Here is a 24952-nt window from a genome sequence, read left to right on the forward strand (position 1 = left end):
CTCTATTATAAGAGTCAGTAAAAGTTAATTGCTAAAAGATTAAGCTTTTTCTGCTTCGGCTGCAATATCTTTATGAACTTGTTCCATGTCTAAAGCTCTAAGTTGTTCAATGCCTTTTTCCAAGTCACCTTCAGGAATCAAACCTGGATTTGAATAAACAACAATTTTCTCGCGCATAAAAACGATAGTAGGAATTGAACGAACTTGGAACATACCCGCAAGTTGTTGTTGTTCTTCAACATTGACTTTGGCAAATACGATGTCAGGGTGCTTTTCAGAAACAGCTTCAAAAATTGGCCCAAACTGTTTACAAGGACCACACCATTCTGCCCAAAAATCGAAAATTAGTATGTCATTGTTAGCGATGGTGTCTTCAAATTGATTGATGTCTAAATTAACGGTGGCCATAATCAGCTCCTTTTTAAGAATGGGTTTAACTAGGCGGCATGATTGCCGCATAGCGACTAAACTTTTGGATTGCCGCCTTGGGTTAGTAAGGCTGGATTTAAATATTTTTTAAGGGTGTCTTCATCTAAGTCGGTCATTGATTTGGCAACTTCTAAAACGGGTAAGCCGGTTTTATAAGCTTCTTTTGCAATCGCAGCGCCTTTTTCATAGCCGACAACGGTATTCAGTGCAGTGACTAAAATTGGATTTATGTCTAATGCTTTTTGTAAATTGGCTTCGTTAACCGTGAATCCTGAGATGGCTTGAGTGGCTAGTTGAGTAGCGGCACTGGCTGCTAATTCAATACTTTGCAACAAATTGTGTGCAATCATCGGTAGCATGACATTTAATTGGAAATTGCCAGCTTGTCCACCAATGGTAATGGCAGTATGATTGCCCATAATTTGTGCCGCAACCATGCACACAGCTTCTGGGATAACAGGGTTCACTTTTCCTGGCATGATTGAACTGCCAGGTTGAAGCGCTGGCAATTGAATTTCGCCCAGGCCTGCAAGAGGGCCAGAGTTCATCCAGCGAAGATCATTGGCAATTTTCATTAAGCTGGTGGCTAAAACATTGAGCTGACCGCTAAGTTCAACAGCCGTATCTTGAGAGCTTAGGCCAACATAAAAGTTTGGCATGGACTCAAAATCGACAGCCGTAATGGTTGAAAGATTGGCACAAACAAGGGGCCCAAATTCTGAATCAGCATTAATGCCTGTACCCACAGCGGTTCCCCCTTGCGGAAGGCGCTGAATACGCTTTTGCGTATCGGCCAGTCTTTCAAGGTTATCTTGAATTTGAGCACGCCATCCCGAAAGTTCTTGTCCAAGTGTAATCGGAGTGGCATCCATTAAGTGGGTGCGACCGGTCTTAACAATATGGCCAATTTGCGCTTCTTTATCCAATAAAGTATCAATCAGCAATTGAAGAGCAGGGCGCAAAGTTTCTTCAACTGCGATGGCTGCAGCGACATGAATTGCTGTCGGGATAACATCGTTTGAGCTTTGGCTCATGTTGATGTCATCATTTGGATGGACTTCAATATTAGTGAGTTGTTGGGTTAAGGTGGCCAAAACTTCATTCATGTTCATGTTGGAACTGGTGCCTGAACCCGTTTGGAAAATATCAATAGGGAATTGGTCATCATATCTACCCTGTATGATTTCTTTACAGGCGATTTGAATGGCATCCATCTTTTGTTCTGAAAGCAATCCCAGTTCTTCATTTGCAGAAGCACAGGCAAACTTTACATAGGCTAATGCTTGAATAAATTGAGAGGGCATTCTCAAGCCGCTAATGGGGAAGTTTTGAATAGCTCGTTGAGTTTGGGCGCCATAAAGTGCGTTTACAGGGACTTCTAATTCCCCCATGCTGTCTTTGACAGTTTTAAATTTTGTTTGTGACATGAGTTTAAGGCTGGCAATTAAATGATTAAAATTTATGTTTTTTGTATTTTAGCTTATATTGTTTGGCGTGGTAGAGAGAATTTACCCTTAACCGATTGATTGCGTTTATGAGGTGTAATAAACAAAAGCTTTATGAAAAGAATAAAAGATTTGTGCGAAAACTTTGAATCCCAGCTTGTTCAACGGGTCTTATGGTGGAAAATTTGTGCCGATTTCCCAGAAAAAATTCAGTTTTCTGAAGCTATGGGTGAGTTAATCGGTGCGACTGAAATGGCAGTTGAGCATTTTTTGATGTTAATGCCTGAAGCCAATCGTCAGCCATTTATAGATAAGTTAGCGTGCCTTTTTTCAGAGAGCGATTGTAAAGAAGTTACACCTCAGTTTTTGTTAACCGTGACCCTTAGTCACAAAGTAAAGCATTTTCAATGTCAAGTTCATGACTTTAATTCGGATGGTGTTCAATGTCTTTGGGCGCAGTGCAGTAATGTTTCAGCTTTGGTTGATTTAGAAATGGAGTTAATTCTGTCGCAAAGTCAGTTAGCGCTTAGAGAAATGCAAGAGCAAGCTATTCAGGCTCAAAAGAACCAAGCAGAGTCTGAAGAAAAGTTTTTGCAACAATCCATATTTTTATCCATGCTCAGCCATGAATTGCGTTCACCTTTAGCGGGTATGTCACAACTCATCCAGCAGTCTAAATCTGCGTTGCAGGACGAGGAAAGGTTGCTGAATAATTTATCTTTGTTGAGCATGACAACGGAGCAGTTAACTTTTTTGGTTAATGATATTTTGACTTTTTCACAAAATCAGCACCATCGTTTGCAGTTAACTGAATCTCCTTTTGCCTTAGATGAAATGTTAAATTATGTGATACACCTAACCAAATCGATTGCAAAAGAACGCAATATGGTTGTGACAGCACGAAATCAAAATCCAAATGCGTGTTTTAAAGGGGATGTTTTAAGAATTTCGCAAATACTGATTAATATGATTGTGAATGGCATTAAATACACTCGATATGGCGGGGTGTTTGTAAAAGTAAAAGTGGATGGCGCTTTTGTAGAGTTTAAAGTGGTGGATTCCGGAGTGGGTATTGGTGTCGACAAAATTGATAAAATTTTTGCACCGTTTTCGCAGATTGATACTGGGATTGCTCAAAGTTATTTAGGGTCAGGATTAGGTCTGTCGGTTGTTAAACTTTTAGTTGATTTATTGGATGGTCAAATTAAGGTTACCTCAACAAGAGGAGTCGGTTCGACTTTTACCGTTAGGTTGCCTTTAGAACAAGTAGATTGTCATTGCGTTAATTTAGAAACGACTTCAAATCCAAGTGAACAAAAAAAGCTGGATTTACAAATTGGAAACAAAAAAGTCTTAATTGCAGATGATTCTCTGATAAACCGCAAAGTCTTGCAGCAGATGCTGGAGGAGTTTGGTTGTCAAGTTGAAGCCGTTGAAAATGGGTTGATGGCCTTTGAGCGATTTCAACAGTCGCATTTTGATTTGGTATTTTTGGATATGCAAATGCCAGAAATGAATGGCTGTGAAGCGGCGAAATCGATATTAAATTTGATGGGTTCTGTCGATTTCCCCAAGGTTAATCGAGATATTAAAATTGTTGCTCTGACCGCTGCCCATACTGAATCTGAGCTCCAAAGAATGAATATTAAAGTGGATAAGTCTTTATTTAATGCTTGGTTATTAAAACCCATTACCCAAGACCAAATCATGACGGTTTTGATTGATCATTTCGAGCAACCTGTAACACCAGAAATATTAGAGGTTGTTCATCCCAAAGAAAATTCAAGTCAGAGTGATGGATTTATTGATGAAATTCCCGCATCACTCAAAAGTTTTTTACCAGAGTTGCTCAGCTCGCTGAACAATGAGCTTGAATTATTGGTTAAAGCTTTTCAAGATTTTGATTTTAATACCATGCATGAGGTGGCGCATAAGATGAAAGGGTCGCTAATGATATTTGGGTGGCAACAACTGTTGGTTGAAATTAAAGAGTTAGAATTGGAAATTGATAAAAAAGATACGAAAGGCATTGGCTTAAAATTATATAATGTTAAGTCTATCTTGTTGAATGCACAGGAAAATAAGTAGTTTTTAGTAATATCAAGGGTTTATATGGCAGTTAACATACTTATCGCAGAAGATCACGACTTGGTACGACTTGGTTTTAAAACCATGTTGTCTGGTGAAAAGAACTTTAACATCATTGCAGAAGTTGCGGATGGAGAAGCCTGTTTAGAGGCTGTAGAACAATACAAGCCCGATTTACTACTACTAGATTTGTCTATGCCAAAGCTCAGCGGTATGGCGGTTATTGCTAAGCTTAAAAAGAAAAAGTCAGGTGTAAAGGTTGTGGTGTTAACCGCAGCGGAATCTGTAAAAGTATGGCAAGAGCTACTGGTGCTTGGTGTACAAGGTATTGTTCTAAAATCAGTAGGGCAGGCTGAGTTAATTGAAGGCTTACTTGCAGTCTCTAAGGGTGATTTGTTTTTACATTCGCAAATCTCTAGTCTTTTGGCGGCAGAAGATGCTGTTGAAGGAAATGCTCTGCAGAATGATGATGCCAACGAAGATCTGAATAAAACTAAGGTTGTTAAGTTGTCAGTGCGTGAAAAGCAAGTCATTAAGCTGGTTGCTGAAGGTCGTAAAACCAAAGAAATCGCAGATATTTTAGAAATCAGTGATAGAACTGTCTCAAAACATCGCGAAAATATCATGACCAAATTGGGTATGGACTCATCTGCTGATTTAGTCAACTATGCCAATCATATTGGTCTTTTAAAAGTCAGTATTGACGAAATCCAATAAAATTTTTTAGCTAATGGTTTCAAAGAATTTAGACTATTTGAGAAAAATAGTCTTGAATTCTGGGACTAATATGTAAAAGTCACGACTTCATCTGACACTGCTCTTGAAAAAGAGCAAGTTTCCCGTTTTGATATTAGGTGTCTAATCAAAATCAAAACAAAGGAAACTCACATGATTAATACTAATCAAAAAATCATCAAACATAAAGTCGGATTACTCAATCTTGCAGAAGAACTTGGCAATGTTTCAAAAGCCTGCAAAGTAATGGGCTTATCTCGAGATACTTTCTATCGTTATAAAGCTGCCGTTGATGACGGTGGTGTTGATGCTCTAATCGATAAAACCCGCCGGAAACCCAACCTTAAAAACCGAGTAGATGAAGTAACTGAACAAGCCGTTATTCAATATGCGATTGACTATCCTGCTTACGGTCAACTTAGAGCAAGCAATGAACTCAGAAAACTCGGTATATTCGTTTCATCTAGTGGCGTGCGCAGTATCTGGATCAGAAATGAACTGGCTAACTTCAAAGACCGTTTAAAAGCTTTAGAAGACAAGGTTGCCAACGACGGCATTATTCTGACCGAAGCGCAGGTCGTAGCCCTTGAAAAGAAAAAGCATGACGATGAAGTCAGCGGTGAAATTGATACTGCCCATCCAGGGTACTTGGGTTCGCAAGATACCTTCTATGTTGGCACCTTAAAAGGTGTTGGCAGAATCTATCAACAAACCTTTGTCGATACCTACTCAAAAGTAGCGTTTGCTAAGCTTTATGCCACCAAAACACCGATAACAGCGGCAGATACCCTTAATGATCGAGTGCTACCATTTTTTGAGCAACACGAACTGCCCATGCTCAGAATCCTGACTGACCGTGGCACTGAGTATTGTGGTAAAGCGGAGCAGCACGATTATCAATTATACTTGGCGCTAAATGATATTGAGCACACTAAAACCAAAGTCAAATCACCGCAAACCAATGGCATTTGTGAGCGCTTTCACAAAACCATTTTGCAGGAGTTTTACCAAATCACTTTCCGCAAAAAGATTTACACATCAATTGAACAACTTCAAACGGACCTGGATGAGTGGATTCATTTTTACAACCATCACAGAACTCATCAAGGTAAAATGTGTTGTGGAAGAACACCAATGGAAACATTGGAAGATGGCAAAAAGATATGGGCTGAAAAGTTCGTAGCTTAAACTTAAACTGACAGACACTCATAAAAAACGGGGAACTGTCAGATGAAGTCTGAATTTCTACAACTAATAGTTTATGTCTGTTATTTCATATTCCACTTGAGTGCCATTCGGTAATGAAATAACCACTTCGTCCCCCAAGTTTTTACCTAGCAAGCCTTTAGCGACGGGAGAATGGACTGAAATTTCTTTATGTTCAAGTCTTGCCTCTATGCCACCCACAATCCTATACTCAACAGAATCTCCTTCTAGGGTTTCTAGGGTAACCCATGCACCAAAAAATACTTTTTGGGTATTTCTAGGTTTGTCTCGAACAACTTGGATATCCTTGAGCTGTTTCTCTAGAAAACGAATCTTTCTATCTGTTTCTCTGAGCTCTTTCTTTCGGTAAATATACTCTGCGTTTTCAGAGCGATCGCCTTCTGCTGCGGCATCTGCCAGCGCTTTAACAATTGCTGGGCGTTTGACTTTCCAGAGGTAACCCGCTTCTTGAGTCAGTCTTTGATAACCCTCTAAGGTAATATAATTCATCAGTTTAGATTAAGCCTTTTTTCTGAGCGATGAAGCCAAGACCGTAAAATCCAATGAGGATACACGCTATTAACCAAGCATCCTCTAGTGAAAGCAAATACTTTAAACCTATGGGGGCTAGAACTGCGGTGAGAAAAGCAATACCAAACGCATAAAAAGCAATAAATAGGGATGTTTTAAGAATAAATTGCAATTGACCAAGGTGTTTTTTTAACATGATATTAATTGAGTTGCCAAAAACGACTAAGGATGTTGCTATGAATGCCAGAACTATCGTGCTTAGATATTCTCTTGTCCAATCGGCTGTTATTGTTAAAATTTGGGTTACAAAATCCATTTCATCCATCTTTCAATTTAATGGTTAAAAAGTGTTAAAAGTTGTTTTTAGGGTTAGGAATTGGCTTTTCAGAAATTTCGTAAGCAAAAATTAATACCTGAACAATCGCTTCATAAAGAATTTCAGGAATTTCGTTGTCCAATTCTACTTGAGATAGCAGAGCTGTTAATTCCGAATCACTTTTAATTGGGATATTGTGCTCAGCAGCAATGGCTAAAATCTGTTCTGCAATATGACCATATCCCTTGGCAGTTACTTTAGGGGCTTGATCATTTTCTTTGTAGCTAAGGGTAATGGCTACTTTTTGGTCTAAAGTGATTGGGGTAGAAACAGACAAGATAGGACCCAAAGTAAAAACACCCTAGAAGGGTGTTTGGCTACTTAGGAGATTTGAAGCTTTTCGATTAAGCCAATTTTCTCTGCACTGACTTTTAGGGTTTCTGAGACACCTTCCCAAAGGACAATTTTATCGTCAGCCATGGCATCTTTTATCAGAACAAGTATCGCTTGAAGGCCTGAGGTATCAATGGTATCGAGGTTTGCACCATTGATTTTAATGGTTGAAACATCAGATTGAAATGCGATTTTTAAATCACCAAATTGAGATTCTATGTGGTGAATCGTTAAACTTTCTGGTAAATCAATAGTAGTTTCACTCATTTATGACCTCTCAGGTATTTATTTTAAAGAACGCGACTGATGACAGATAACAATTTTTCTGGGCTAAAAGGCTTAACAATCCAGCCAGTCGCTCCTGCATCCTTACCTTTAGCTTTCATATCACCTGAAGACTCAGTGGTAAGACATAAAATAGGGGTAAATTTGAAGTTTGGCATAGCTCTTAAAGCGTGTATCAATTCAATCCCATTCATGTTTGGCATGTTAATGTCTGTAACAACTAAATCAAATTGTTCTCTTTTAGCAATATCTAAGGCAATCGCTCCATCTTCTGCCTCTGTGACATCATGTCCCGCTGATTTTAAGGACATACTAACCATTTGACGCATGGATTTAGAATCGTCTACTGCAAGAATTTTTGACATTATTCAATCTCTCACTTTATTAAATCTATAAAAATAATTTTTCGTAATTATACCGCTAATCTGTCAGTCCTAAAGACTTTTTAATCTCATGAACAATACCTGAGTTAATTAGTTGGTCAACGTGAAGCACAATAACCATTCTTTCACCAACGGTAGCAAGCCCATTAACATACTCAGTATGAATAGCGCCTGCCACTTCTGGGGCGGCTTGGATATCGCCTGTCATGGTATGCACATCAGACACACCATCTACAACGATTCCAATAATTTTTTCTGAACCTGTTGAATCATGTGCCCTTAAAATGATCACGACGGTGCTTTCATCATAAGTCACTTTTGATAATTCAAAACGCACTCTTAAATCAACAACGGGAACAACAGCGCCTCTTAGATTGATGACACCCATCACATATTCAGGTGTATTGGGTATGCTGGTTGTTTTTTCCCATCCTTTGATTTCTTGGACACGGAGTATGTCAACCCCATACTCTTCGTTGCCTAATATGAAACTTAGAATTTGGTTTTCATTTCTCGAGAAATTTTCAGTTTGTTCAATTTGCTCTTTGATAGTCCCAGTCTCGGCAACCATAATGCAAACCTCTATATTCAATTTAAACTCTTTAACTGTTTGCTTAAATTAACCGATTAAAATTAAAAGGTCTAGCGAAAAATGATAATTTTTACGAATCTTTAGCTTAAATTTTGTATAGATATATCAAAGAAATTATGCAAGTTTGGTGCCATATTTTGAATTTAATAATTTAAATGCTTTATTTAATTAAGTATTTTTTAAATGTGGATATCAATAAGCGCAATTTTGGTGGCATTTTTCGTGGTTATTGGCTTTGCTTTGGCTAGGGTAATCACAGATGTTTTGATGCCAGCGTCTTGAAAGCTTTGTTTGAGATTGGACAAATTTTCTTCAATCTGGGTTTCTAAGTATTGGTTTTCACCCCAAATAAAAGTGCTGACAGTTTCATCCTTGTCTAGGAGAAGTTTAGTAATCATTTCTCCCTCTTCAAGTTGCAGAGTTAAAAGGACTTCAAAGTTCAAACTGCTTTCAGGTGGCGATTTTCGAACATCAATTTCAATGGCTTTGATTTTACTATCAGGGTGTAAGGGAGGTTCAGCATAAATCGTTTGGGGATTTTCGAGTAACTGGATTTGCTGAATGGTTATTTTGTTAATGGCTTTTCCAAGTAAGGTGGCTAGTTTGGAGGTTGACTCGGATAGAGGCGCGTTATTAGCAGCCTCTTGAAGTTGCAATAATTTGGCCTTTAAATCTTGAGTGGGCGGCACTTTATTTTTTAAATTATTTTCTAAAAATAGCCCCGAGTTTTGGAGGCTGTCTTTAAGAGTTTCCCCTTTGAGATTTGCGTTGGGTCTTAAGAGTTGATTCAAAATGGTTTGAAGTTGATTTTGTAAACTTGGCGGAAGCAGTTGTAAAAGACTTGGTTGCGAGAGTATTTGGAATGCTTGGGGTAACGAAATTTGATTAGGCAGTAAAGCTTTTAAAGCATTTTGAATTAAAACTTGGGCTTGGGGAGATAGACTGGTTGAATTTGGTTTTGACGATAAGATTTCTAATTGTAAGCTAGGCTGAGTTGCTTTAACTTGTACTTGTAGGTTTCCTGTTTCCGTCATTGGAAGCGGTGTATTGGCTTTAAAAGTTTTTCCTTCATAAGAGAAGGTCGTTTGATTTTGGCTATTTTGGGTGACAAATATCGTTAATATCTGGCCTTGTGTCAGACGGATCGTGTTGGCTGCAGCAGGTGCGCTACTGGTTGTTGTTTGGTTTAAGCCTGATGAGGAAGTGGGCGAAGTACCTGGGGTTGTTTTGGGTGCGTTAATATTAGGTGTTGATGTTGGGGTTATTGCCATTTAAATAAGCTCATCAGGGATTCGTAAAACTCATAATAAACTGCAAAAAGCCGTTTTAGCAATTATAATTCAGAGGTATTTAATAAATCATTGGATGGTTGTAAATGAGTGAGAGAGAGTTTGATTTTGATGATAAAGATTTTGCTCGAGTTAAAAAGATGGTTTATGACTTTGCGGGCATTGATTTAAACGAATCTAAAAAAAATCTGGTCTACAATCGACTTGCGAAGCGTATTCGTTTTTTGTCGATGAGTTCATTTGGTGAATATTTAGATTATGTCAAAGCTCAAGGAGAATCTGAGTTTGTACATTTAATTAATGCCATAACGACTAACCTGACATTCTTCTTTAGAGAAATTCATCATTTTGAATACTTGGCTCAAACCATAATCCCCATGCTGCTAAAAACAAATGCAGCAAGTAAAAGAATTAGAATTTGGTCTGCGGGTTGTTCTACGGGTGAGGAACCCTATTCTTTAGCAATCACTCTAAAGGAATCTGTACCAGCAGGCTGGGATGCTCGTGTCATAGCCACTGATTTAGACACTAATGTGGTCGAAACGGGCATGGCCGGTTTGTATAAGGTTGATCGCTTAAAAGGCGTGTCTGAGCCCAGAAAAAAGCGTTGGTTCCTAAAAGGTACTGGCGCAAATGATGGCTGGGTAAAGGTTAAATCTGAGTTACAAGAAATCATCGATTTTGGGCAAATTAACCTGATGAATGATTGGCCGTTAAAGGGGCAAATTGATGTTATTTTTTGTCGAAATGTGGTTATTTATTTTGATAAAGAAACTCAGGCAAGATTATTTAACCGTTATGCAGATTTACTGCCGTCACACGGCCATTTATTTATAGGTCACTCGGAATCACTTTATAAAGTTTGTGACCGTTTTGAGTTGCTTGGGCAAACGATTTACAAAAAGAAATTTTAATAATTTGAAACCTTTGTACCTTGCAAAGGCCTCTACAAATTAAATGAGTTTAGAGATAATTTCAAAATTAGAATGGTTCAGCTAAGAATAGTTAGGAAATAAATTATGTCAAAAATAAAAGTTTTGATTGTTGATGATTCAGCGTTAGTTCGTCAAATGTTGCAAGAGATGCTGAATGGTGACCCTGATATTGAAGTAATTGGAACCGCTTCAGATCCTTATGATGCTCGTGAGAAGGTTAAATTACTGCACCCTGATGTGCTGACCCTAGATATCGAAATGCCGAAAATGGATGGGGTGACCTTCTTAAAAAATTTGATGCGCTTGCATCCTCTGCCGGTCGTTATGGTTTCGACTTTAACCGAGAAGGGGGCAGATGTTACTTTTGAGGCACTTGATTTGGGTGCCGTTGATTTTGTGACCAAACCAAAAATTGATTTAGCCCATACCTTTGAGCAATATGCAGATGAGATTCGTCGCAAAGTAAAATCAGCATCTCGTGTGACAAGAACCTCTCTTGAACAGCACTACGCTAGATATGCTGCAAACCAAGAGCATAAGCCAGCGGTGTTGGCTCGAACTCATGCCCCCACAAGTGTTGTAGAGAAATATTCTGCAGATGCTATTTTGCAAAAAACCTCATTCAACAATAAACATTTTAGAACAACCGATAAAATTATTGCTTTGGGCGCTTCAACGGGTGGAACCGAAGCCATTAAAGAAGTGCTCATGCGTTTACCGGCAGACACGCCCGCCATCGTCATTACGCAGCATATTCCCGCAGCCTTTAGTTTACCGTTCGCAAAGCGAATGGACACGGTCACAGAAATGAGTGTTTGTCAGGCTGAGGATGGCCAACAAATTTTGCCGGGCCATGTTTATATAGCACCTGGCGACAAGCATTTGTTGGTAGAAAGAGATGGCGCACGCTATGTTTGTCGCTTAAATGATGGCCCGCCAGTTAACCGCCATAAACCTTCAGTTGATGTGATGTTTCGTTCAGTTGCACAAAATGTTGGGCCCAATTCAATAGGTGTCATTCTAACGGGCATGGGAAATGATGGCGCTGCGGGCATGAAAGAATTACAGGCTGTTGGTGCGCCAACCATTGCGCAAGACCAAAAAACCAGTGTGGTTTGGGGGATGCCCGGAGAGGCGGTAAAGTTAGGTGCTGCGGATTCTATTTTGCCCTTGGATCAAATTCCTCAAAAGATGTTGTCGCATGTTAAATAAACCAAATTGTCGAATTTTTGGCATGTCTTATGCTTTGACAAAAGCAACTTACTTTAAATCGAAGGTATAAACATGCTAAATATCATTAAACGCTTTTGGGCAGCATGGTTGGTAACAATCTTGGGGGTCGTCGTAACCCTCATAGAGATTCCATTTGCAGGAATTATTTCTTTACTGTTGGTTTCGATTGTATGGACAATCTTAGCGGCAAAACTTGCCACTGAGTCCGTCTCGGAAGCTGTAGTCCACAAGACGCCTGCCCAAAGCTCATCGGCAGCATTTGATGCCAGTGTGGTTGATGAAGCCTTGCATGTCTTAATGGGGGATGTTGATGCAGTCATTGATCAAGAAGTTGAAATTGTTCGTGGTGAATTGCTTCAGGTTAAAGAATTGGTGGCAGAAGCGATTGAAACGCTTAATGACAGTTTTTCTGGATTGCATGAACAGACACAGATGGAATACCGTTTAGTTGTTTCACTGCTTGATAACCTAGGCGGCGGTGCTGGCGAAGGGATGAGTATTCAAAAATTCTCAACTGAAATTAAGTCAGTCTTGGGTTATTTGATTGAGTTATTAACAAAGTCTAGTCAACGCAGTTCTGAAACAGTAAACAAAATAGATAACATGGTGGGGCAGATTGAGTCTATTTTCGTTCTTTTAGAAGATGTTAAAGGTATTGCAGACCAAACAAATTTATTAGCCTTAAATGCGGCAATTGAAGCTGCGCGTGCTGGAGAAGCAGGCCGAGGTTTTGCGGTGGTTGCTGATGAGGTAAGAAAGTTATCTCTGAATTCTAACTTGCTTAACGAGCAAATTCGTAAACAGGCAGAAAAAGCAAAACAGACAGTGGATCAGGTTCGTAAAATTGTCAGTGAAACCGCTACCAAAGACTTGGAACAGGCCAATTCTTCACAAACCAAAGTGACTGGTTTGGTTCAAGACTTAGAGGATATGAATGATGGTATTTCAGATAAACTGGGTGATGTTTCAGGGATTATTTCACAAATTGAAACCAGTGTATCAAATGCTATGCGTTCACTTCAGTTTGAAGATATTGTAAGACAGTTAGTCGAGCAGGTTCTGAATCACCTTGAGAATTTGAGTGGATTTTCTCGCGAAATCAATATGTTTATTGCTGCCGGTAAAGATATGCCTGTTGCCTCTCTAAAAGAGCATCAAGAGCGCTTAGAAAACTTTAGACAAACGATTCATGACCAAAGAGAAGATATTGAATCGAAAAGAATGCGCCGTGTAACAGCGGCCTCAATGGATGAAGGTGAAATTGATTTATTCTAAAGAATAATGAATATGCACAAAAAAGCCCGATGGATACATCGGGCTTTTTTTTAATTTAAAGAATTAAGCCATTCCACCCATTTGATTGTTCCATAAACTGCCGAAAATTAAACTGAAAAATAAGCCAGTTGCAAACACAATGTACCAGCGTTGACGCTGTTTGGCGGCTGCTTTAACTTCTTCTTCGGTCATTTCTTTTTCTTCATCTCTATCTTTAAAGAAAACAGCCATAAATCCAATGGCTGAAATAAACCCCGCAATATTGGCAAAATAATGAATGCCGGTAATCATAGAAGTAATGCCTAGCGCCAAGATAGTGCTGTAAGTGATGAGTAAATATTTCATAATAAAGTTCCTAGAGTGTCATAATAATTTGCGATATTGTAAAAAATTTGGAGTATCTCATGTATAAATTTGTTTTCTTTGTGCCAGAAGCCTATTTAGAAAGTGTTAAAAAGGCGGTATTTGCCGCTGGCGCAGGTAAAGTGGGTACTTATGATTTTTGCAGTTGGCAAGTAAAAGGGTCTGGACAGTTTATGCCTAGGGCAGGGGCTAACCCTTTTTTAGGTAAGGTGAATGAGGTAGAAACGGTTGAAGAGTATCGTGTTGAAATGCTTTGTGAAGAAAACTTGATGCATCATGTCATAAGGGCATTTAAACATACCCACCCTTATGAAACACCCGCCTATGAAGTCCTTAAACTAGAAGATTTTTGAAAACATTAAAGGAAAGGACTTGCCTTTCCTTATTCAAAAAAGACTTAGCTTGATTGCTTCTCTTTGCTGGCCATAATAAATTCTATTGTAAATATTAAAGTGGCATTGGGTCCAATGATGTTGCCGGCACCTTTGGCACCATAACCCAGTGAAGGGGGAACATAAATTTCCCACTTAGCGCCTGGTTTCATGCGTTTTAATGCTTCACCCCAGCCTTGGATAACATCGCCCATTTGAAATTCAATGGGGGTTCCGCGATTATACGAGCTATCAAACTCTGTGCCGTCAATTAAAGTGCCTTTATAGTTAGCCGTAATATAGTCACCTTCTGCTGGGCTTTCACCTTGCCCTTCTTCTAGGACTAAATATTGTAATCCGTTAGGCAGAGTCACCACGCCTGGTTTTTTCTTGTTGGTAGCCATAAATTCGGCACCGGCTTTGGCATTAGCCTCGGCTATTTTTTGTTTTTCGGCAGCTTGTTTAGCCAGCATTTCTTTCTTGAGTGCCATGATAGAAGATTGCATTTGTTCTTCGGTGAGTTTCATGGGTTGTTTGTTAAGGTAATCTTGCATACCCTGCACTAAAGCACCTGTATCAATGTCAATGCCTTGACTTTCAAAGTTTTTGGCAAGGTCGGTTCCTAAGGTGTAGCTGGCTTGTTGTTGGGTTGTTTCAAGTTTAATGCTTTCATCTGCATATGAAAGCCCTGTGACAGCGGATAAAGCGATAATTAGTAATGTTTTTTTCATAATAGTTCGTCTTATTTAAGGTGTTAAAAAGCCCCAAAATAAAGGGGCTTTAGTGATTATTTATTATTATGCTTGCGCATCAAGTTGGTCTAGATATTTTTCAGCATCTAAAGCCGCCATACAACCCGCGCCAGATGAAGTAATGGCTTGTTTGTAGACTTGGTCCATAACATCGCCAGCCGCAAAAACCCCAGGGATGGAGGTTTGAGTTGCATTTCCTTGTAAGCCACTCTGCACTTTAATGTAGCCGTTAATCATTTCTAATTGGCCATCGAACAATTGGGTGTTCGGGGTATGTCCAATGGCAATAAATACGCCTGACAAATCAATATCTTTAGTTTCACCCGTATGCACATGCTTTAAACGCATCCCAGTGACGCCCATTTTGTCACCTAAAACTTCATCTAAAGTAGAGTTAAACTCGATTTTAATGTTGCCATTTTCCGCTTTTTCATGAAGGTGTTTGGCAAGAATTTTTTCAGAACTAAAGCTGTCTCTACGGTGAACAATGGTCACTTCTGCTGCAATATTAGATAAGTAAAGCGCTTCTTCAACAGCAGTGTTTCCGCCACCAATCACAGCAACTTTTTGATTACGATAAAAGAAACCATCACAAGTTGCGCAGGCAGAAACCCCTTTACCTTTAAAAGCTTCTTCAGAGGGTAGACCCAAATATTTGGCAGAAGCGCCTGTTGCGATAATCAGTGCGTCACAAGTATATTCACCCGAATCACCGGTTAATTTAAAAGGTTTGTTTTGTAAGTCTGCGGTGTGAATGTGATCAAAAATGATTTCTGTGCCAAAACGCTCAGCGTGTTTTTGCATACGAACCATTAGGTCTGGACCGGTAAGTCCTTCTACATCTCCTGGCCAATTATCAACTTCAGTGGTTGTTGTCAGTTGTCCGCCTTGCTGCATCCCGGTAATCATGACAGGTTGTAGGTTAGCGCGTGCAGCATAAACGGCCGCTGTATAGCCGGCAGGGCCTGAGCCTAAGATTAAAAGTTTACAATGCTTCGTTGCCATACTAAGTTTTCCTTTAGCGTTCAAATGTATTGATTGGAGTAATCTGTTATCTAATCCGCGTTTATAGCCAATACCTGGTGTTAAACGACAGTCTAGTGGAATAAATATGTTAAAATTTTAGCAGTTTTTCTAACTTTCATTTCAGTATATTAAAAATTAATAAAGAATCCCGTTAACCCAATGACTTTTAAGCAAGCCAAAAAACAAACGACACCTGCCGTCAAAGAAGAAAAAACCGAAAATGGTTTTTTTAGAATAGGTTTTCCTGACTTGGGGTGGGTGCTAAAAGACGGTTTGGTTTTAAGCAGTATTGGCCTCGCATTTTTTTTGTTTTTGGTATTGTTCAGTTACCACCCAACCGATCCAGGTTTTGATTCTGCCAGTGCTCAACAAGCCGTTAACAACTATGGTGGCAAAACTGGGGCTTGGCTGTCATCATTCATTCTTTACCTATTTGGAATTTTTGGTTTTTTGATTCCTTTTGGGGTCTTTATGGCCGCTTGGGTAACTTTAAAACTGCGGGCAGGCAGTGCCTTAGATGTGTCGCGTTTTATTTTCAGCTTGGTTGGCCTATTTTTCTTAATTCTGTCGGGTGCAGGGTTGAGCGCTTTGTATCTAGACCCAAACAATAGCTTGATTCAATTGCCTTATTCCGGTGGCGGGGTGATGGGCTATGAGTTGAGTCAAGGTTTAGTGGCTTCTATTGACTTGTTAGGTGCAACTTTAGTTTTGCTGGTTATGTTAGCCACTTCATTTAGTTTATTTACCAGCTACTCTTGGCTAACGATTGTCGAAGTAACGGGCGCTATCAGTTTCAGACTGTTTCAATTTTTAAAGGTTCAGACAGAAAGTTTCCAGTCTCAGATAGAACAAAAGAAAACGGAACAAACCTCTAATCAAAAAACCGTTGAAATTAAGGCACCCCATTCTAAAACCGCCAGTGATTCTCAAGAACATGACAAGGCTGAGCCTCAAAAGCCAATGTTAGGCGTTTTGAAAAATCAAAAAAATAAAGTCATGGCTTTATTGGCAGAAAAGAAAACGGTCAAGGATAAAACTGCAAAAGTAGAACCTAAAATTGTGTCTCCTGAGTTAACGCCAGAAGAACAGAGTGTTAAGCCTAAATTGGGCGGTCAAGTATCTAAGCGAGATAATGATTTAGATGAAGTTGATGAAGATATTGGTGACTATGAAGTAAAAATTGGTCAAAAAATATCTGCCAATAATGCGCTACCGTTTATTGAGTCAGGCGAGTTGCCCAGTGTGGAATTACTAGACCCTATTCCAGAATATGAGGATGGTTTTTCTGAAGAAACCTTAAAAAATCTCAGCTTCTTAGTAGAGCAGCGTCTTGAAGAGTTTGGTGTTAAGGTAAAAGTAGAATCTGTGCAACCTGGGCCTGTGGTTACGCGGTTTGAGGTATTGCCAGCTCCTGGCGTGAAAGTCAGTCAAATTAATAATTTGGCAAAAGATTTAGCGCGTGTTTTATCGGTTAAGTCGGTGCGAGTGGTGGATATTATTCCCGGCAAGTCGGTAGTCGGCATTGAAATTCCCAATGAAGAGCGTGAGGTGGTTAGTTTTAGAGAAGTGATTTCTTCGGAAGAGTTTCAAAAGTCACCTTCGCCCTTAACCATTGCTTTAGGTAAAGATATTGCCGGCAAAAGTGTTGTTGCAGATATCGGTAAAATGCCTCACTTGTTGGTTGCGGGAACCACAGGGGCAGGTAAATCGGTGGGGATTAACAGTATGATTTTAAGTCTGCTGTATAAGTCTACCCCTGAAGAGGTTCGCATGATTATGATTGACCCTAAAATGTTAGAGCTGTCAATTTACGAGGATATTCCGCACTTATTAACACCTGTGGTGACTGACATGAGTGACGCTGCCAATGCTTTGCGTTGGTGTGTGTTTGAAATGGATCGTCGTTATCAGTTGATGGCCAAGCTGGGGGTTAGAAATATTGCAGGTTATAACGCCAAAGTGAAAGGCGCTATTGAAGATGGAAAGCCCATTATTGATCCCTTGTACCAGCAGGTTGCCAGTTTTGGTTTAGAACCTGGGCAGAAGCCTCCAACTTTAGATGCCTTGCCTTATATCGTGGTCGTGGTTGATGAATTTGCCGATATGATAATGGTAGTGGGTAAAGAGGTTGAACAGCTCATAGCCCGTATTGCGCAAAAGGCGCGTGCCGCAGGCATACATCTCATTTTGGCAACTCAGCGACCTTCTGTGAATGTTATCACAGGGTTAATTAAAGCCAATATTCCAACGCGTATTTCCTTTATGGTGAACACCAAAATCGACTCTCGTACCATTTTAGATCAAGGCGGTGCAGAGCAGCTGTTGGGTATGGGGGATATGTTGTTTATGCCGCCAGGCAGTGGTTCGCCAAAGCGGGTGCATGGTGCTTATATGACGGATGACGAAGTGCATCGTGTGGCAGAGTTTGTGAAATCACAAGGTGAACCACAATATTTACCCAGCATTACTCAAGCCCCTAGTTCTAGTGAAGAGGGAGCTGGTGAAGAGGGTGAAGATGCTGAGCAAGACAAATTGTATGATGAAGTGGTCGAGTTTGTGATTGATGGTCGCCGTGTTTCAGTGTCTTCTGTGCAACGCCGCTTTAGCATTGGGTATAATCGCGCGGCTCGAATTGTTGAGGCGATGGAGCGTGCGGGTATTGTTTCTTCGATGCGCTCTAATGGTAATCGTGAAGTGCTGGTGCCTAAGTCCGAATAATGTTGTTATTGAGGTTGTCATTTGTTGTATTTTATTAAGATTTTAATGTTTTGGAGTTTGTCTTTTGCGGTTGTGGCCTCGGATGCCAAAATAGCCCCGTTGCAAAATTTTGTGAATCAGCTTAAAACATTTTCAGCGGATTTTGAGCAGACTCAACCTGAAGAAGAGTTAATGAAATTAAATCTATCTGAAGGCTCAATTTTATTAAAACGTCCTGGCAAACTCGTTTGGCAGTACACCAAACCTGACCCTCAAAAAATTGTGATTGATGGCATAAATTTATGGGTCTATGACACAGATTTAGATCAGGTAACAGTTAGAGCGGTTTCTGAAATTCAAAATGACTTACCACTCAGTTGGCTATTATTTCAAGAGCCGATTGAAACTAAATATCGCATTATTTATGGTGGAATCATAAAAGGTGTGGAGTGGTTTAATTTGGCACCCAAAGAAAATACTTTCTTTCAAAGTTTAGATGTTGGCATGCGCAATGGCGTAATGGTTGAAGTGCATATGTACCAAAACTCTGACAATGTGACCAAAGTTAAGTTCAAAAACATAAAAATCAACTCAGCACTTTCAGATGAGCAATTTGAATTCCGTGCCCCTAAGGGGGTTGATGTGATTGGTCAGCCACAATAATTTTATGAGCGAAGTGCACCTTTACCAACCCTTATCTGATCGCTTACGTCCTCAAACACTGGCGGACTTTGTGGGGCAAACGCATTTGCTGGGTGCTAATCGCGCGTTATCCAAAATGTTCGCGTCAGGTCGTTTGCACTCCATGGTTTTTTGGGGGCCGCCAGGCACTGGTAAAACAACCTTAGCCAGACTTATTGCCAAGCAATCTCAATTGCAATTTATCAGTTTGTCGGCAGTGTTAGATGGCGTCAAAGAAGTTCGTAAAGCGGTCGAACAAGCACAATTACATCGTGCGCAATTTCAACAAGGCACCTTGCTGTTTGTGGATGAAGTTCATCGTTTTAATAAGTCGCAGCAAGATGCGTTTTTGCCTTATGTAGAAGATGGTACTTTTGTCTTCATAGGGGCAACCACTGAAAACCCTTCGTTTGAACTCAACAACGCTTTATTATCCCGCGCCAGAGTCTATGTATTGCGCTCGCTAGATGAAGAAGACTTATTACAAGTGCTCAATCGAGGCATAGCGCTTTTGGCACAAGACATTGAAGCGGATTTGCAAATTGCAGAAGACGCTAAGCAAAAGCTGGTGCAGTTTAGCGATGGCGATGCCAGACGCTTATTAAACCTGCTAGAACAAGCAGTCGATTTCGCAGAAAGCGACCAAAATCAACCAGGCCTGGTTAAAATTACCGCCCAAAATTGCTCTGAGGTGGTTCAAGGTGGGCAGCGTCGTTTTGATAAGGGTGGTGAAGCCTTTTATGATCAAATCTCTGCTCTACATAAGTCAGTTCGTGGTTCAAATCCAGATGCAGCGCTTTATTGGTTGGTGCGTATGCTTGATGGCGGGGTAGATGCCCGTTATTTAGCGCGCCGACTGATTCGTATGGCCAGCGAAGAAATTGGCAATGCCGACCCCAAAGCGTTACAACTGGCTGTTAATGCCGCAGAAGCATATGAAAGATTGGGTTCTCCAGAAGGCGATTTGGCGTTGGCACATGCGGCCACCTATTTAGCAGTTGCACCCAAATCTAATGCAGTTTATATGGGCTATAAGGCAGCGCTCAAAGATATTCAAGAGCACGGCAGTTATGAGGTGCCTTTACATTTACGCAATGCGCCGACTAAACTGATGCAGCAATTAGATTATGGCGAAGGTTATCGCTACGCTCACGATGAGCCGGATGCGTATGCGGCTGGCGAAAATTATTTCCCTGAAGAAATGTTGCCAAGAGATTACTATCAGCCAGTGTTGCGTGGGTTAGAAATTAAAATTGTTGAAAAATTGCGCCATCTAAAACAGTTAGATGCGTCAAGTCCAAATAAACGCCAAAGAACCGAGAGGTAAATAAAATGTTCACATTTCACTGGATGCAATTAGTTGCGGTGGGCGCTGGCGGGGCAATGGGGGCAATGGGGCGCTTTTGGGTTTCCAATCAAATTTACCTGTGGTTGGGTCGAGATTTTGCCTGGGGAACGCTGGCGGTGAATGTATTGGGTTCTTTTGCAATTGGCTTGTTGATGATCTTGATGATTGACAAATTTCAAGCCAGCATAGAAATGCGCAGCTTTATGATTGTCGGTTTTTTGGGCGCTTTTACCACTTTTTCGACTTTTTCCTTTGAAACCTATCTGTATTTGCAAACAGGCGAGATTAATAAAGCCTTGTTAAATATAGCGATTAGTGTAATTACCTGTATTTTTGCCGTTTGGATAGGGATTTGGACTGGCAAACAATTTATAACCTCGTAGAATACGCAGCAACCGCAGAATAAAATTAAAGAGACACAATCATGTTAGATGCAAAACTCCTCAGAACTGAATTAGACACCGTCGCGCAAAAATTGAAAACGCGTGGTTTTGATTTGGATGTTGATACCATCAATAAATTAGAAGCGCAGCGCAAAGAATTGCAAAGCAAAACGCAAGAATTGCAGGCCTTAAGAAATAGCCGTTCAAAAGCCATCGGCAAGGCGAAAGCATCGGGTGAAGACATAGCGCCTTTATTGGCTGAAGTAGAAGACTTAGGTGCACAATTAGAAGCGGCAAAAGTTGGTTCTGAAGAAGCATTGGCTAAGTTAGATGAAATTTTTGCCGGTATTCCTAATTTGCCACATGTTTCAACGCCCATAGGTTCAGATGAGGAAGCCAATGTCGAAGTGCGTCGTTGGGGCGTGCCAGCGACATTTGATTTTGAAGTTAAGGATCATGTTGCGCTTTCAGAAATGAGAGGGTGGTATGACAATGATGCCGCCGTTAAAGTGACCTCTGCTCGTTTTGCGGTTTTAAGAGGGCCGATGGCAAAATTGCAACGCGCCTTAACCCAGTTTATGTTGGATGTGCACACTCAAGAACATGGCTACGAAGAAGTCTACGTGCCTTATTTAGTCAATCAAGACAGTATGCGTGGCACAGGTCAGTTGCCTAAATTTGAAAAAGACCTTTATAAGATTGCTAAAAATGATGAGCACGACACCAGTGATCGTGACTTATATTTGATTCCAACGGCCGAAGTGCCAATTACCAATTTACTGCGCGATGAAATTATTGATGAGGCCAACTTGCCCATTAAAATGGTCGGGCATACGCCTTGTTTCCGTTCAGAAGCGGGTTCTTACGGCAAGGATACGCGTGGATTAATTCGTCAGCACCAGTTTGAAAAAGTCGAGATGGTGCAGATAGTGCATCCTGAAAAGTCCTATCAAGTGTTAGAAGAATTAACCGGACATGCTGAAGCCATTTTGCAAAAGTTAGAATTGCCTTATCGTGTGATGTCTTTGTGCACCGGCGACATAGGTTTTTCATCGGCCAAAACCTATGATTTAGAAGTTTGGTTACCAGGGCAAGATACTTATCGAGAAATTTCATCTTGTTCAAACTTTGAAGACTTTCAAGCGCGCCGTTTAATGGCCAGATGTCGTGCCAATCAAACAGACAAACCACAATTAGTGCATACTTTAAACGGTTCTGGTTTGGCAGTGGGTCGCACCCTAGTAGCGGTGCTTGAAAACTATCAAAACGAAGATGGTTCAATTCGTGTGCCAGCAGTTTTACAACCCTATTTAGGTGGTTTGCAAGTTTTGTAATTTTTAAGAGAGTGGTTTGAGCGAGGTTAAACAAATCTCGTCAAAATTCACCAGTCGACCGTTTTCAATTAAAACGCCTTCAGCTTCTAGCCGTTGGCGTTTTTTTTCGCAACCCAAAACATAGTTTCCCAGTTCGCCTCGGCTATTGACCACTCGGTGGCAAGGGGTGTCTATCAAATTAGGATTACGGTTCATGGCATTTCCCACGGCTTGATAGGCTTTAGAATTTAAGGCTTCAGCAATGGCTTTATAGGTTGTCACCTTACCGGCAGGTACTTGTTTTAAAATTTCATAACAGCGTTGATCAAAGTTTAATTTTGATAAGTGCTTCATACAAAAGCCTTTTTAATAAAGTGTTTTTGCTATTGTAAAAAATTTTTAAATATTTAACAAAAAAGTGTCATATAGCACTTGCAATATCTGTTGGTCTAACTATAATACGCCACATCAAAACATTGGTGGACTGGCTGAGTGGCTTAAGGCGGCGGTCTTGAAAACCGTTGTAGGTTTGTAGCCTACCTGGGGTTCGAATCCCTAGTCCACCACCATATTTTGAAAAAAGCTCACAATTGTTTGTGGGCTTTTTTTTTGTCTAAATTTTAGGCTTATTTTTCACAAGAATTGACTGCATTTGAATTCTTGAGTGATGTAAAATGATTAAATAATTTACATCCAGTAGGAGATAGCGCTATGACAATGGAAGCTTTGGTCGCCAAAGTAGGCGAGGCCTTAAAGAATCATAATGTAATGATTGTGACTGCAGAGTCTTGTACTGGGGGGATGATTGCTGAAGCTTTAACTTCCATTGCAGGCAGTACGGCTTGGTTTGACAGAGCTTACATTACCTATAGTTATGAGTCTAAGCGCGAAATGCTCGGGGTTAAAGAAACCACCATTCAAAAGAAAGGCGCTATCAGTCAAGAGTGCGTTGAAGAAATGGCGATTGGCGGATTGCAAAATTCTCATGCCAAAGTCTGTGTGGCTTGTAGCGGTATCGCTGGGCCTGGTGGTGGAACGCCTGATAAGCCGGTTGGAACAGTTTGGATTTCATGGGCCATGCAAGGGCATGAGGAAATTGTTTCTAAGCTGTATCATTTTGAAGGTGATCGTGAAGCCATTCGTCGTCAAACAACAGAGACCTCTTTGCACGGTGTTTTGGATATATTAGGTGGCTGTGTTTAACTCAAAAACCATCAAACTCTCTATGCAAAATTAATTAAATTATGGGATAATTTCCTGTTCTGATTTTTAAGCCTTTGTGGCTCGGCTAAATGTCTGAGACACAGGGGCTTTTTAATGTCATCAAACTAAAAGTTCATGCAGTTAATGAAGAAATTTTAAGGAAACAGATCAATGGATGAGAATAAACAAAAAGCACTCGCAGCGGCCCTAGGTCAAATTGAAAAGCAGTTTGGTAAAGGGTCTATCATGCGTATGGGTGACAGTGCCGCCGCTCGTGATATTGATGCTGTTTCAACTGGCTCTTTAGGTTTGGACATAGCGTTGGGAATAGGCGGTTTGCCAAAAGGGCGAATTATAGAAATTTACGGCCCAGAGTCTTCTGGTAAAACCACCTTAACCTTGCATGTGATTGCCGAAATGCAAAAGCTCGGCGGCACGGCCGCTTTTATTGATGCTGAACATGCGCTTGACCCTATTTATGCTGAAAAATTAGGCGTGGATATTGATAACCTTTTGGTTTCGCAACCAGATACGGGTGAGCAGGCGTTAGAGATTACCGATTCATTGGTGCGCTCAGGTGCGGTTGATATTGTTGTTATTGACTCGGTGGCGGCTTTAACGCCAAAAGCAGAAATCGAAGGCGATATGGGTGACTCTCACATGGGGCTGCAAGCGCGTTTGATGTCACAGGCTTTGCGTAAACTGACTGCAAATATTAAGCGTACCAATACCTTGGTTATTTTTATTAACCAAATTCGTATGAAAATTGGCGTTATGTTTGGTAACCCAGAAACCACTACCGGTGGTAATGCGTTGAAGTTTTACGCATCCGTGCGTTTAGATATTCGTCGTATTGGCGCAGTGAAAAAAGGCGAAGAAATTTTAGGAAACGAAACACGCGTTAAGGTTGTTAAAAACAAGGTAGCGCCACCGTTTAAACAGGTTGAGTTTGATATTTTGTATGGTGAAGGGATTTCTCGTGAAGGAGAAATTATTGACCTAGGTGTTCAAGAAAAATTGATCGACAAAGCCGGTTCTTGGTATAGCTACAACGGTGAAAAAATTGGTCAAGGTAAAGATAATGTTCGTCAATTTTTGAAAGATAATCCAGAAATCAGCAAAACATTACAGGCCAAAATTAAAGAAGCCTTATTGCCTAAAGCAAAAGCTAAAGTCGCCATTGAAGTGGATGAAATAGATTTAGAATGATTGATTTAAATGATTTAACCAAACAGGTTGAATCAAGAGCTTTGGCGCTTTTAGCTATGCGTGAACATGGCGATTTGGAATTGGTTGCCAAGCTCAATCAGAAGTTTCCAGAGCTCGAAAATCAACCAGGCCTGGTTAAAATTGTGCTCGAAAATTGCCAAAAACAAGGTTGGCAAAATGATGAGCGGTTTATTGAAGCCTATGTGCGCCAAGCCTTAGATAAGGGGCATGGCCCTTATAAAATTCGCCAAGCATTACAAGGCAAAACCAGCCACTCAGAAAGTTTAGAAGCGGCATTGGATTTGGGTGATGAAGATTGGGTTGAGCTGGCGCAAGCGGCATTAGAAAAAAAATATGGTGACTTGGAAAAACCCAAAGCACGCAATGAGCAAGCAAAGCGTATGCGATTTTTGCAAAGCCGTGGGTTTACTCAGTCGCAAATTTATAAAGCCTTTCGTTAAGTCGTTGATT

At 40.4% G+C, this 24952-nt stretch carries 28 protein-coding genes and 1 tRNA gene; 16 read left to right on the plus strand and 13 right to left on the minus strand.

Going from position 1 to position 24952, the window contains the following annotated elements:
- Nucleotides 1–39 precede the first annotated feature (39 nt).
- Nucleotides 40–408 (minus strand): thioredoxin, encoded by a 369-nt coding sequence (trxA, locus tag THMIRH_RS05265; protein ID WP_173291109.1) that lies wholly within the window; start codon nt 406–408, stop codon nt 40–42.
- A gap of 56 nt (nt 409–464) precedes the next feature.
- The gene (locus THMIRH_RS05270) at nt 465–1856 is read right to left on the minus strand and encodes a class II fumarate hydratase (RefSeq protein ID WP_173291110.1); all 1392 of its coding nucleotides are present in this window, start codon (nt 1854–1856) and stop codon (nt 465–467) included.
- A 132-nt stretch (nt 1857–1988) separates the two neighbouring features.
- Between THMIRH_RS05270 and THMIRH_RS05275 the strand changes: the two genes are divergently transcribed.
- The 3 genes from THMIRH_RS05275 (at nt 1989) to THMIRH_RS05285 (ending at nt 5885) form a co-directional block, all read left to right on the plus strand.
- Complete coding sequence (locus THMIRH_RS05275) at nt 1989–3962, plus strand: hybrid sensor histidine kinase/response regulator (RefSeq protein WP_173291111.1); 1974 nt, start codon at nt 1989–1991, stop codon at nt 3960–3962.
- Nucleotides 3963–3986: 24 nt separating this feature from the next.
- Complete coding sequence (locus THMIRH_RS05280) at nt 3987–4679, plus strand: response regulator (protein ID WP_173291112.1); 693 nt, start codon at nt 3987–3989, stop codon at nt 4677–4679.
- Between the two features lie 171 nt (nt 4680–4850).
- Nucleotides 4851–5885: an IS481 family transposase gene (locus THMIRH_RS05285; protein ID WP_173289970.1), complete on the plus strand. Its 1035-nt coding sequence runs from the start codon at nt 4851–4853 to the stop codon at nt 5883–5885.
- A gap of 63 nt (nt 5886–5948) precedes the next feature.
- Here the strand turns inward: THMIRH_RS05285 and greB are convergent, their stop codons facing one another.
- From greB to THMIRH_RS05320, 7 genes are all read right to left on the minus strand, one after another.
- Entirely contained in the window at nt 5949–6413 is a 465-nt protein-coding gene (gene greB / locus THMIRH_RS05290; RefSeq protein WP_173291113.1) for a transcription elongation factor GreB, read from the minus strand.
- Nucleotides 6414–6417: 4 nt separating this feature from the next.
- Complete coding sequence (locus THMIRH_RS05295) at nt 6418–6750, minus strand: DUF3392 family protein (protein ID WP_173291114.1); 333 nt, start codon at nt 6748–6750, stop codon at nt 6418–6420.
- Between the two features lie 34 nt (nt 6751–6784).
- Nucleotides 6785–7087 carry an EscU/YscU/HrcU family type III secretion system export apparatus switch protein gene (locus THMIRH_RS05300; protein ID WP_341829834.1) on the minus strand — a complete coding sequence of 101 codons (303 nt, stop codon included), beginning with the start codon at nt 7085–7087 and terminating at the stop codon, nt 6785–6787.
- Nucleotides 7088–7131: 44 nt separating this feature from the next.
- On the minus strand, nt 7132–7410 hold the full coding sequence (locus THMIRH_RS05305; RefSeq protein ID WP_173291115.1) for an STAS domain-containing protein: 279 nt from the start codon (nt 7408–7410) through the stop codon (nt 7132–7134).
- A 23-nt stretch (nt 7411–7433) separates the two neighbouring features.
- Complete coding sequence (locus THMIRH_RS05310; RefSeq protein WP_173291116.1) at nt 7434–7793, minus strand: response regulator; 360 nt, start codon at nt 7791–7793, stop codon at nt 7434–7436.
- Between the two features lie 55 nt (nt 7794–7848).
- Nucleotides 7849–8382, minus strand: coding sequence for a chemotaxis protein CheW (locus tag THMIRH_RS05315; RefSeq protein ID WP_173291117.1), 534 nt, complete (start codon nt 8380–8382; stop codon nt 7849–7851).
- A gap of 200 nt (nt 8383–8582) precedes the next feature.
- Nucleotides 8583–9674 carry a hypothetical protein gene (locus THMIRH_RS05320; protein ID WP_173291118.1) on the minus strand — a complete coding sequence of 364 codons (1092 nt, stop codon included), beginning with the start codon at nt 9672–9674 and terminating at the stop codon, nt 8583–8585.
- Between the two features lie 104 nt (nt 9675–9778).
- Here THMIRH_RS05320 and THMIRH_RS05325 point away from each other — a divergent pair, with 104 nt between their 5' ends.
- The 3 genes from THMIRH_RS05325 (at nt 9779) to THMIRH_RS05335 (ending at nt 13135) form a co-directional block, all read left to right on the plus strand.
- The gene (locus THMIRH_RS05325) at nt 9779–10606 is read left to right on the plus strand and encodes a CheR family methyltransferase (RefSeq protein WP_173291119.1); all 828 of its coding nucleotides are present in this window, start codon (nt 9779–9781) and stop codon (nt 10604–10606) included.
- 105 nt (nt 10607–10711) lie between these two features.
- Entirely contained in the window at nt 10712–11839 is a 1128-nt protein-coding gene (locus tag THMIRH_RS05330) for a protein-glutamate methylesterase/protein-glutamine glutaminase (RefSeq protein WP_173291120.1), read from the plus strand.
- Nucleotides 11840–11911: 72 nt separating this feature from the next.
- Nucleotides 11912–13135 (plus strand): methyl-accepting chemotaxis protein, encoded by a 1224-nt coding sequence (locus THMIRH_RS05335; RefSeq protein ID WP_173291121.1) that lies wholly within the window; start codon nt 11912–11914, stop codon nt 13133–13135.
- Between the two features lie 63 nt (nt 13136–13198).
- Here the strand turns inward: THMIRH_RS05335 and THMIRH_RS05340 are convergent, their stop codons facing one another.
- Entirely contained in the window at nt 13199–13480 is a 282-nt protein-coding gene (locus THMIRH_RS05340; protein WP_173291122.1) for a hypothetical protein, read from the minus strand.
- Between the two features lie 59 nt (nt 13481–13539).
- Here THMIRH_RS05340 and THMIRH_RS05345 point away from each other — a divergent pair, with 59 nt between their 5' ends.
- On the plus strand, nt 13540–13851 hold the full coding sequence (locus tag THMIRH_RS05345; RefSeq protein ID WP_173291123.1) for a YqfO family protein: 312 nt from the start codon (nt 13540–13542) through the stop codon (nt 13849–13851).
- 44 nt (nt 13852–13895) lie between these two features.
- Here the strand turns inward: THMIRH_RS05345 and THMIRH_RS05350 are convergent, their stop codons facing one another.
- Both THMIRH_RS05350 and trxB read right to left on the minus strand, forming a co-directional pair.
- Nucleotides 13896–14600 carry an FKBP-type peptidyl-prolyl cis-trans isomerase gene (locus tag THMIRH_RS05350; RefSeq protein WP_173291124.1) on the minus strand — a complete coding sequence of 235 codons (705 nt, stop codon included), beginning with the start codon at nt 14598–14600 and terminating at the stop codon, nt 13896–13898.
- Between the two features lie 66 nt (nt 14601–14666).
- Nucleotides 14667–15626 carry a thioredoxin-disulfide reductase gene (gene trxB / locus THMIRH_RS05355; RefSeq protein WP_173291125.1) on the minus strand — a complete coding sequence of 320 codons (960 nt, stop codon included), beginning with the start codon at nt 15624–15626 and terminating at the stop codon, nt 14667–14669.
- Nucleotides 15627–15806: 180 nt separating this feature from the next.
- On the opposite strand from trxB, the gene THMIRH_RS05360 reads away from it, so the two are divergent.
- From THMIRH_RS05360 to serS, 5 genes are read left to right on the plus strand one after another with little or no spacing between them, the layout of a single operon-like run.
- Nucleotides 15807–18365, plus strand: a complete 2559-nt coding sequence (locus THMIRH_RS05360) for a DNA translocase FtsK (RefSeq protein WP_173291126.1) — start codon at nt 15807–15809, stop codon at nt 18363–18365.
- A 21-nt stretch (nt 18366–18386) separates the two neighbouring features.
- Nucleotides 18387–19007 (plus strand): outer membrane lipoprotein periplasmic chaperone LolA, encoded by a 621-nt coding sequence (lolA, locus tag THMIRH_RS05365; protein ID WP_243831508.1) that lies wholly within the window; start codon nt 18387–18389, stop codon nt 19005–19007.
- 4 nt (nt 19008–19011) lie between these two features.
- Nucleotides 19012–20352, plus strand: coding sequence for a replication-associated recombination protein A (locus THMIRH_RS05370; RefSeq protein ID WP_173291128.1), 1341 nt, complete (start codon nt 19012–19014; stop codon nt 20350–20352).
- 5 nt (nt 20353–20357) lie between these two features.
- Nucleotides 20358–20756 carry a fluoride efflux transporter CrcB gene (gene crcB, locus THMIRH_RS05375; RefSeq protein WP_173291129.1) on the plus strand — a complete coding sequence of 133 codons (399 nt, stop codon included), beginning with the start codon at nt 20358–20360 and terminating at the stop codon, nt 20754–20756.
- Between the two features lie 41 nt (nt 20757–20797).
- Complete coding sequence (gene serS, locus THMIRH_RS05380) at nt 20798–22090, plus strand: serine--tRNA ligase (RefSeq protein ID WP_173291130.1); 1293 nt, start codon at nt 20798–20800, stop codon at nt 22088–22090.
- Between the two features lie 3 nt (nt 22091–22093).
- On the opposite strand, the gene THMIRH_RS05385 is transcribed toward serS, so the two are convergent.
- Complete coding sequence (locus THMIRH_RS05385) at nt 22094–22423, minus strand: MGMT family protein (RefSeq protein WP_173291131.1); 330 nt, start codon at nt 22421–22423, stop codon at nt 22094–22096.
- A gap of 124 nt (nt 22424–22547) precedes the next feature.
- Between THMIRH_RS05385 and THMIRH_RS05390 the strand changes: the two genes are divergently transcribed.
- The 4 genes from THMIRH_RS05390 (at nt 22548) to THMIRH_RS05405 (ending at nt 24942) form a co-directional block, all read left to right on the plus strand.
- Nucleotides 22548–22638, plus strand: a tRNA-Ser gene (locus THMIRH_RS05390).
- Nucleotides 22639–22780: 142 nt separating this feature from the next.
- Nucleotides 22781–23272 (plus strand): CinA family protein, encoded by a 492-nt coding sequence (locus tag THMIRH_RS05395; RefSeq protein WP_173291132.1) that lies wholly within the window; start codon nt 22781–22783, stop codon nt 23270–23272.
- A gap of 171 nt (nt 23273–23443) precedes the next feature.
- On the plus strand, nt 23444–24481 hold the full coding sequence (gene recA / locus THMIRH_RS05400) for a recombinase RecA (RefSeq protein ID WP_173291133.1): 1038 nt from the start codon (nt 23444–23446) through the stop codon (nt 24479–24481).
- Nucleotides 24478–24942, plus strand: coding sequence for a regulatory protein RecX (locus THMIRH_RS05405; protein ID WP_173291134.1), 465 nt, complete (start codon nt 24478–24480; stop codon nt 24940–24942). The genes recA and THMIRH_RS05405 overlap by 4 nt, the downstream gene beginning before the upstream one ends.
- Nucleotides 24943–24952: the final 10 nt, after the last annotated feature.

Source organism: Thiosulfativibrio zosterae, assembly GCF_011398155.1.
GTDB classification, from domain to species: domain Bacteria; phylum Pseudomonadota; class Gammaproteobacteria; order Thiomicrospirales; family Thiomicrospiraceae; genus Thiosulfativibrio; species Thiosulfativibrio zosterae.

What these genes read in the sequence shown, in the direction of transcription:
- THMIRH_RS05315 (WP_173291117.1), bottom strand. Translation starts at nt 8,382, where the DNA reads ATGGTTGCCGAGACTGGGACTATCAAAGAGCAAATTGAACAAACTGAA.
- greB (WP_173291113.1), bottom strand. Translation starts at nt 6,413, where the DNA reads ATGAATTATATTACCTTAGAGGGTTATCAAAGACTGACTCAAGAAGCG.
- trxB (WP_173291125.1), bottom strand. Translation starts at nt 15,626, where the DNA reads ATGGCAACGAAGCATTGTAAACTTTTAATCTTAGGCTCAGGCCCTGCC.
- THMIRH_RS05395 (WP_173291132.1), top strand. Translation starts at nt 22,781, where the DNA reads ATGACAATGGAAGCTTTGGTCGCCAAAGTAGGCGAGGCCTTAAAGAAT.
- THMIRH_RS05340 (WP_173291122.1), bottom strand. Translation starts at nt 13,480, where the DNA reads ATGAAATATTTACTCATCACTTACAGCACTATCTTGGCGCTAGGCATT.
- THMIRH_RS05385 (WP_173291131.1), bottom strand. Translation starts at nt 22,423, where the DNA reads ATGAAGCACTTATCAAAATTAAACTTTGATCAACGCTGTTATGAAATT.
- THMIRH_RS05270 (WP_173291110.1), bottom strand. Translation starts at nt 1,856, where the DNA reads ATGTCACAAACAAAATTTAAAACTGTCAAAGACAGCATGGGGGAATTA.
- THMIRH_RS05280 (WP_173291112.1), top strand. Translation starts at nt 3,987, where the DNA reads ATGGCAGTTAACATACTTATCGCAGAAGATCACGACTTGGTACGACTT.
- THMIRH_RS05335 (WP_173291121.1), top strand. Translation starts at nt 11,912, where the DNA reads ATGCTAAATATCATTAAACGCTTTTGGGCAGCATGGTTGGTAACAATC.
- THMIRH_RS05325 (WP_173291119.1), top strand. Translation starts at nt 9,779, where the DNA reads ATGAGTGAGAGAGAGTTTGATTTTGATGATAAAGATTTTGCTCGAGTT.
- THMIRH_RS05305 (WP_173291115.1), bottom strand. Translation starts at nt 7,410, where the DNA reads ATGAGTGAAACTACTATTGATTTACCAGAAAGTTTAACGATTCACCAC.
- THMIRH_RS05350 (WP_173291124.1), bottom strand. Translation starts at nt 14,600, where the DNA reads ATGAAAAAAACATTACTAATTATCGCTTTATCCGCTGTCACAGGGCTT.
- THMIRH_RS05370 (WP_173291128.1), top strand. Translation starts at nt 19,012, where the DNA reads ATGAGCGAAGTGCACCTTTACCAACCCTTATCTGATCGCTTACGTCCT.
- THMIRH_RS05310 (WP_173291116.1), bottom strand. Translation starts at nt 7,793, where the DNA reads ATGTCAAAAATTCTTGCAGTAGACGATTCTAAATCCATGCGTCAAATG.
- THMIRH_RS05330 (WP_173291120.1), top strand. Translation starts at nt 10,712, where the DNA reads ATGTCAAAAATAAAAGTTTTGATTGTTGATGATTCAGCGTTAGTTCGT.
- crcB (WP_173291129.1), top strand. Translation starts at nt 20,358, where the DNA reads ATGTTCACATTTCACTGGATGCAATTAGTTGCGGTGGGCGCTGGCGGG.
- THMIRH_RS05275 (WP_173291111.1), top strand. Translation starts at nt 1,989, where the DNA reads ATGAAAAGAATAAAAGATTTGTGCGAAAACTTTGAATCCCAGCTTGTT.
- THMIRH_RS05320 (WP_173291118.1), bottom strand. Translation starts at nt 9,674, where the DNA reads ATGGCAATAACCCCAACATCAACACCTAATATTAACGCACCCAAAACA.
- THMIRH_RS05360 (WP_173291126.1), top strand. Translation starts at nt 15,807, where the DNA reads ATGACTTTTAAGCAAGCCAAAAAACAAACGACACCTGCCGTCAAAGAA.
- trxA (WP_173291109.1), bottom strand. Translation starts at nt 408, where the DNA reads ATGGCCACCGTTAATTTAGACATCAATCAATTTGAAGACACCATCGCT.
- THMIRH_RS05285 (WP_173289970.1), top strand. Translation starts at nt 4,851, where the DNA reads ATGATTAATACTAATCAAAAAATCATCAAACATAAAGTCGGATTACTC.
- recA (WP_173291133.1), top strand. Translation starts at nt 23,444, where the DNA reads ATGGATGAGAATAAACAAAAAGCACTCGCAGCGGCCCTAGGTCAAATT.
- THMIRH_RS05295 (WP_173291114.1), bottom strand. Translation starts at nt 6,750, where the DNA reads ATGGATTTTGTAACCCAAATTTTAACAATAACAGCCGATTGGACAAGA.
- THMIRH_RS05345 (WP_173291123.1), top strand. Translation starts at nt 13,540, where the DNA reads ATGTATAAATTTGTTTTCTTTGTGCCAGAAGCCTATTTAGAAAGTGTT.
- serS (WP_173291130.1), top strand. Translation starts at nt 20,798, where the DNA reads ATGTTAGATGCAAAACTCCTCAGAACTGAATTAGACACCGTCGCGCAA.
- THMIRH_RS05405 (WP_173291134.1), top strand. Translation starts at nt 24,478, where the DNA reads ATGATTGATTTAAATGATTTAACCAAACAGGTTGAATCAAGAGCTTTG.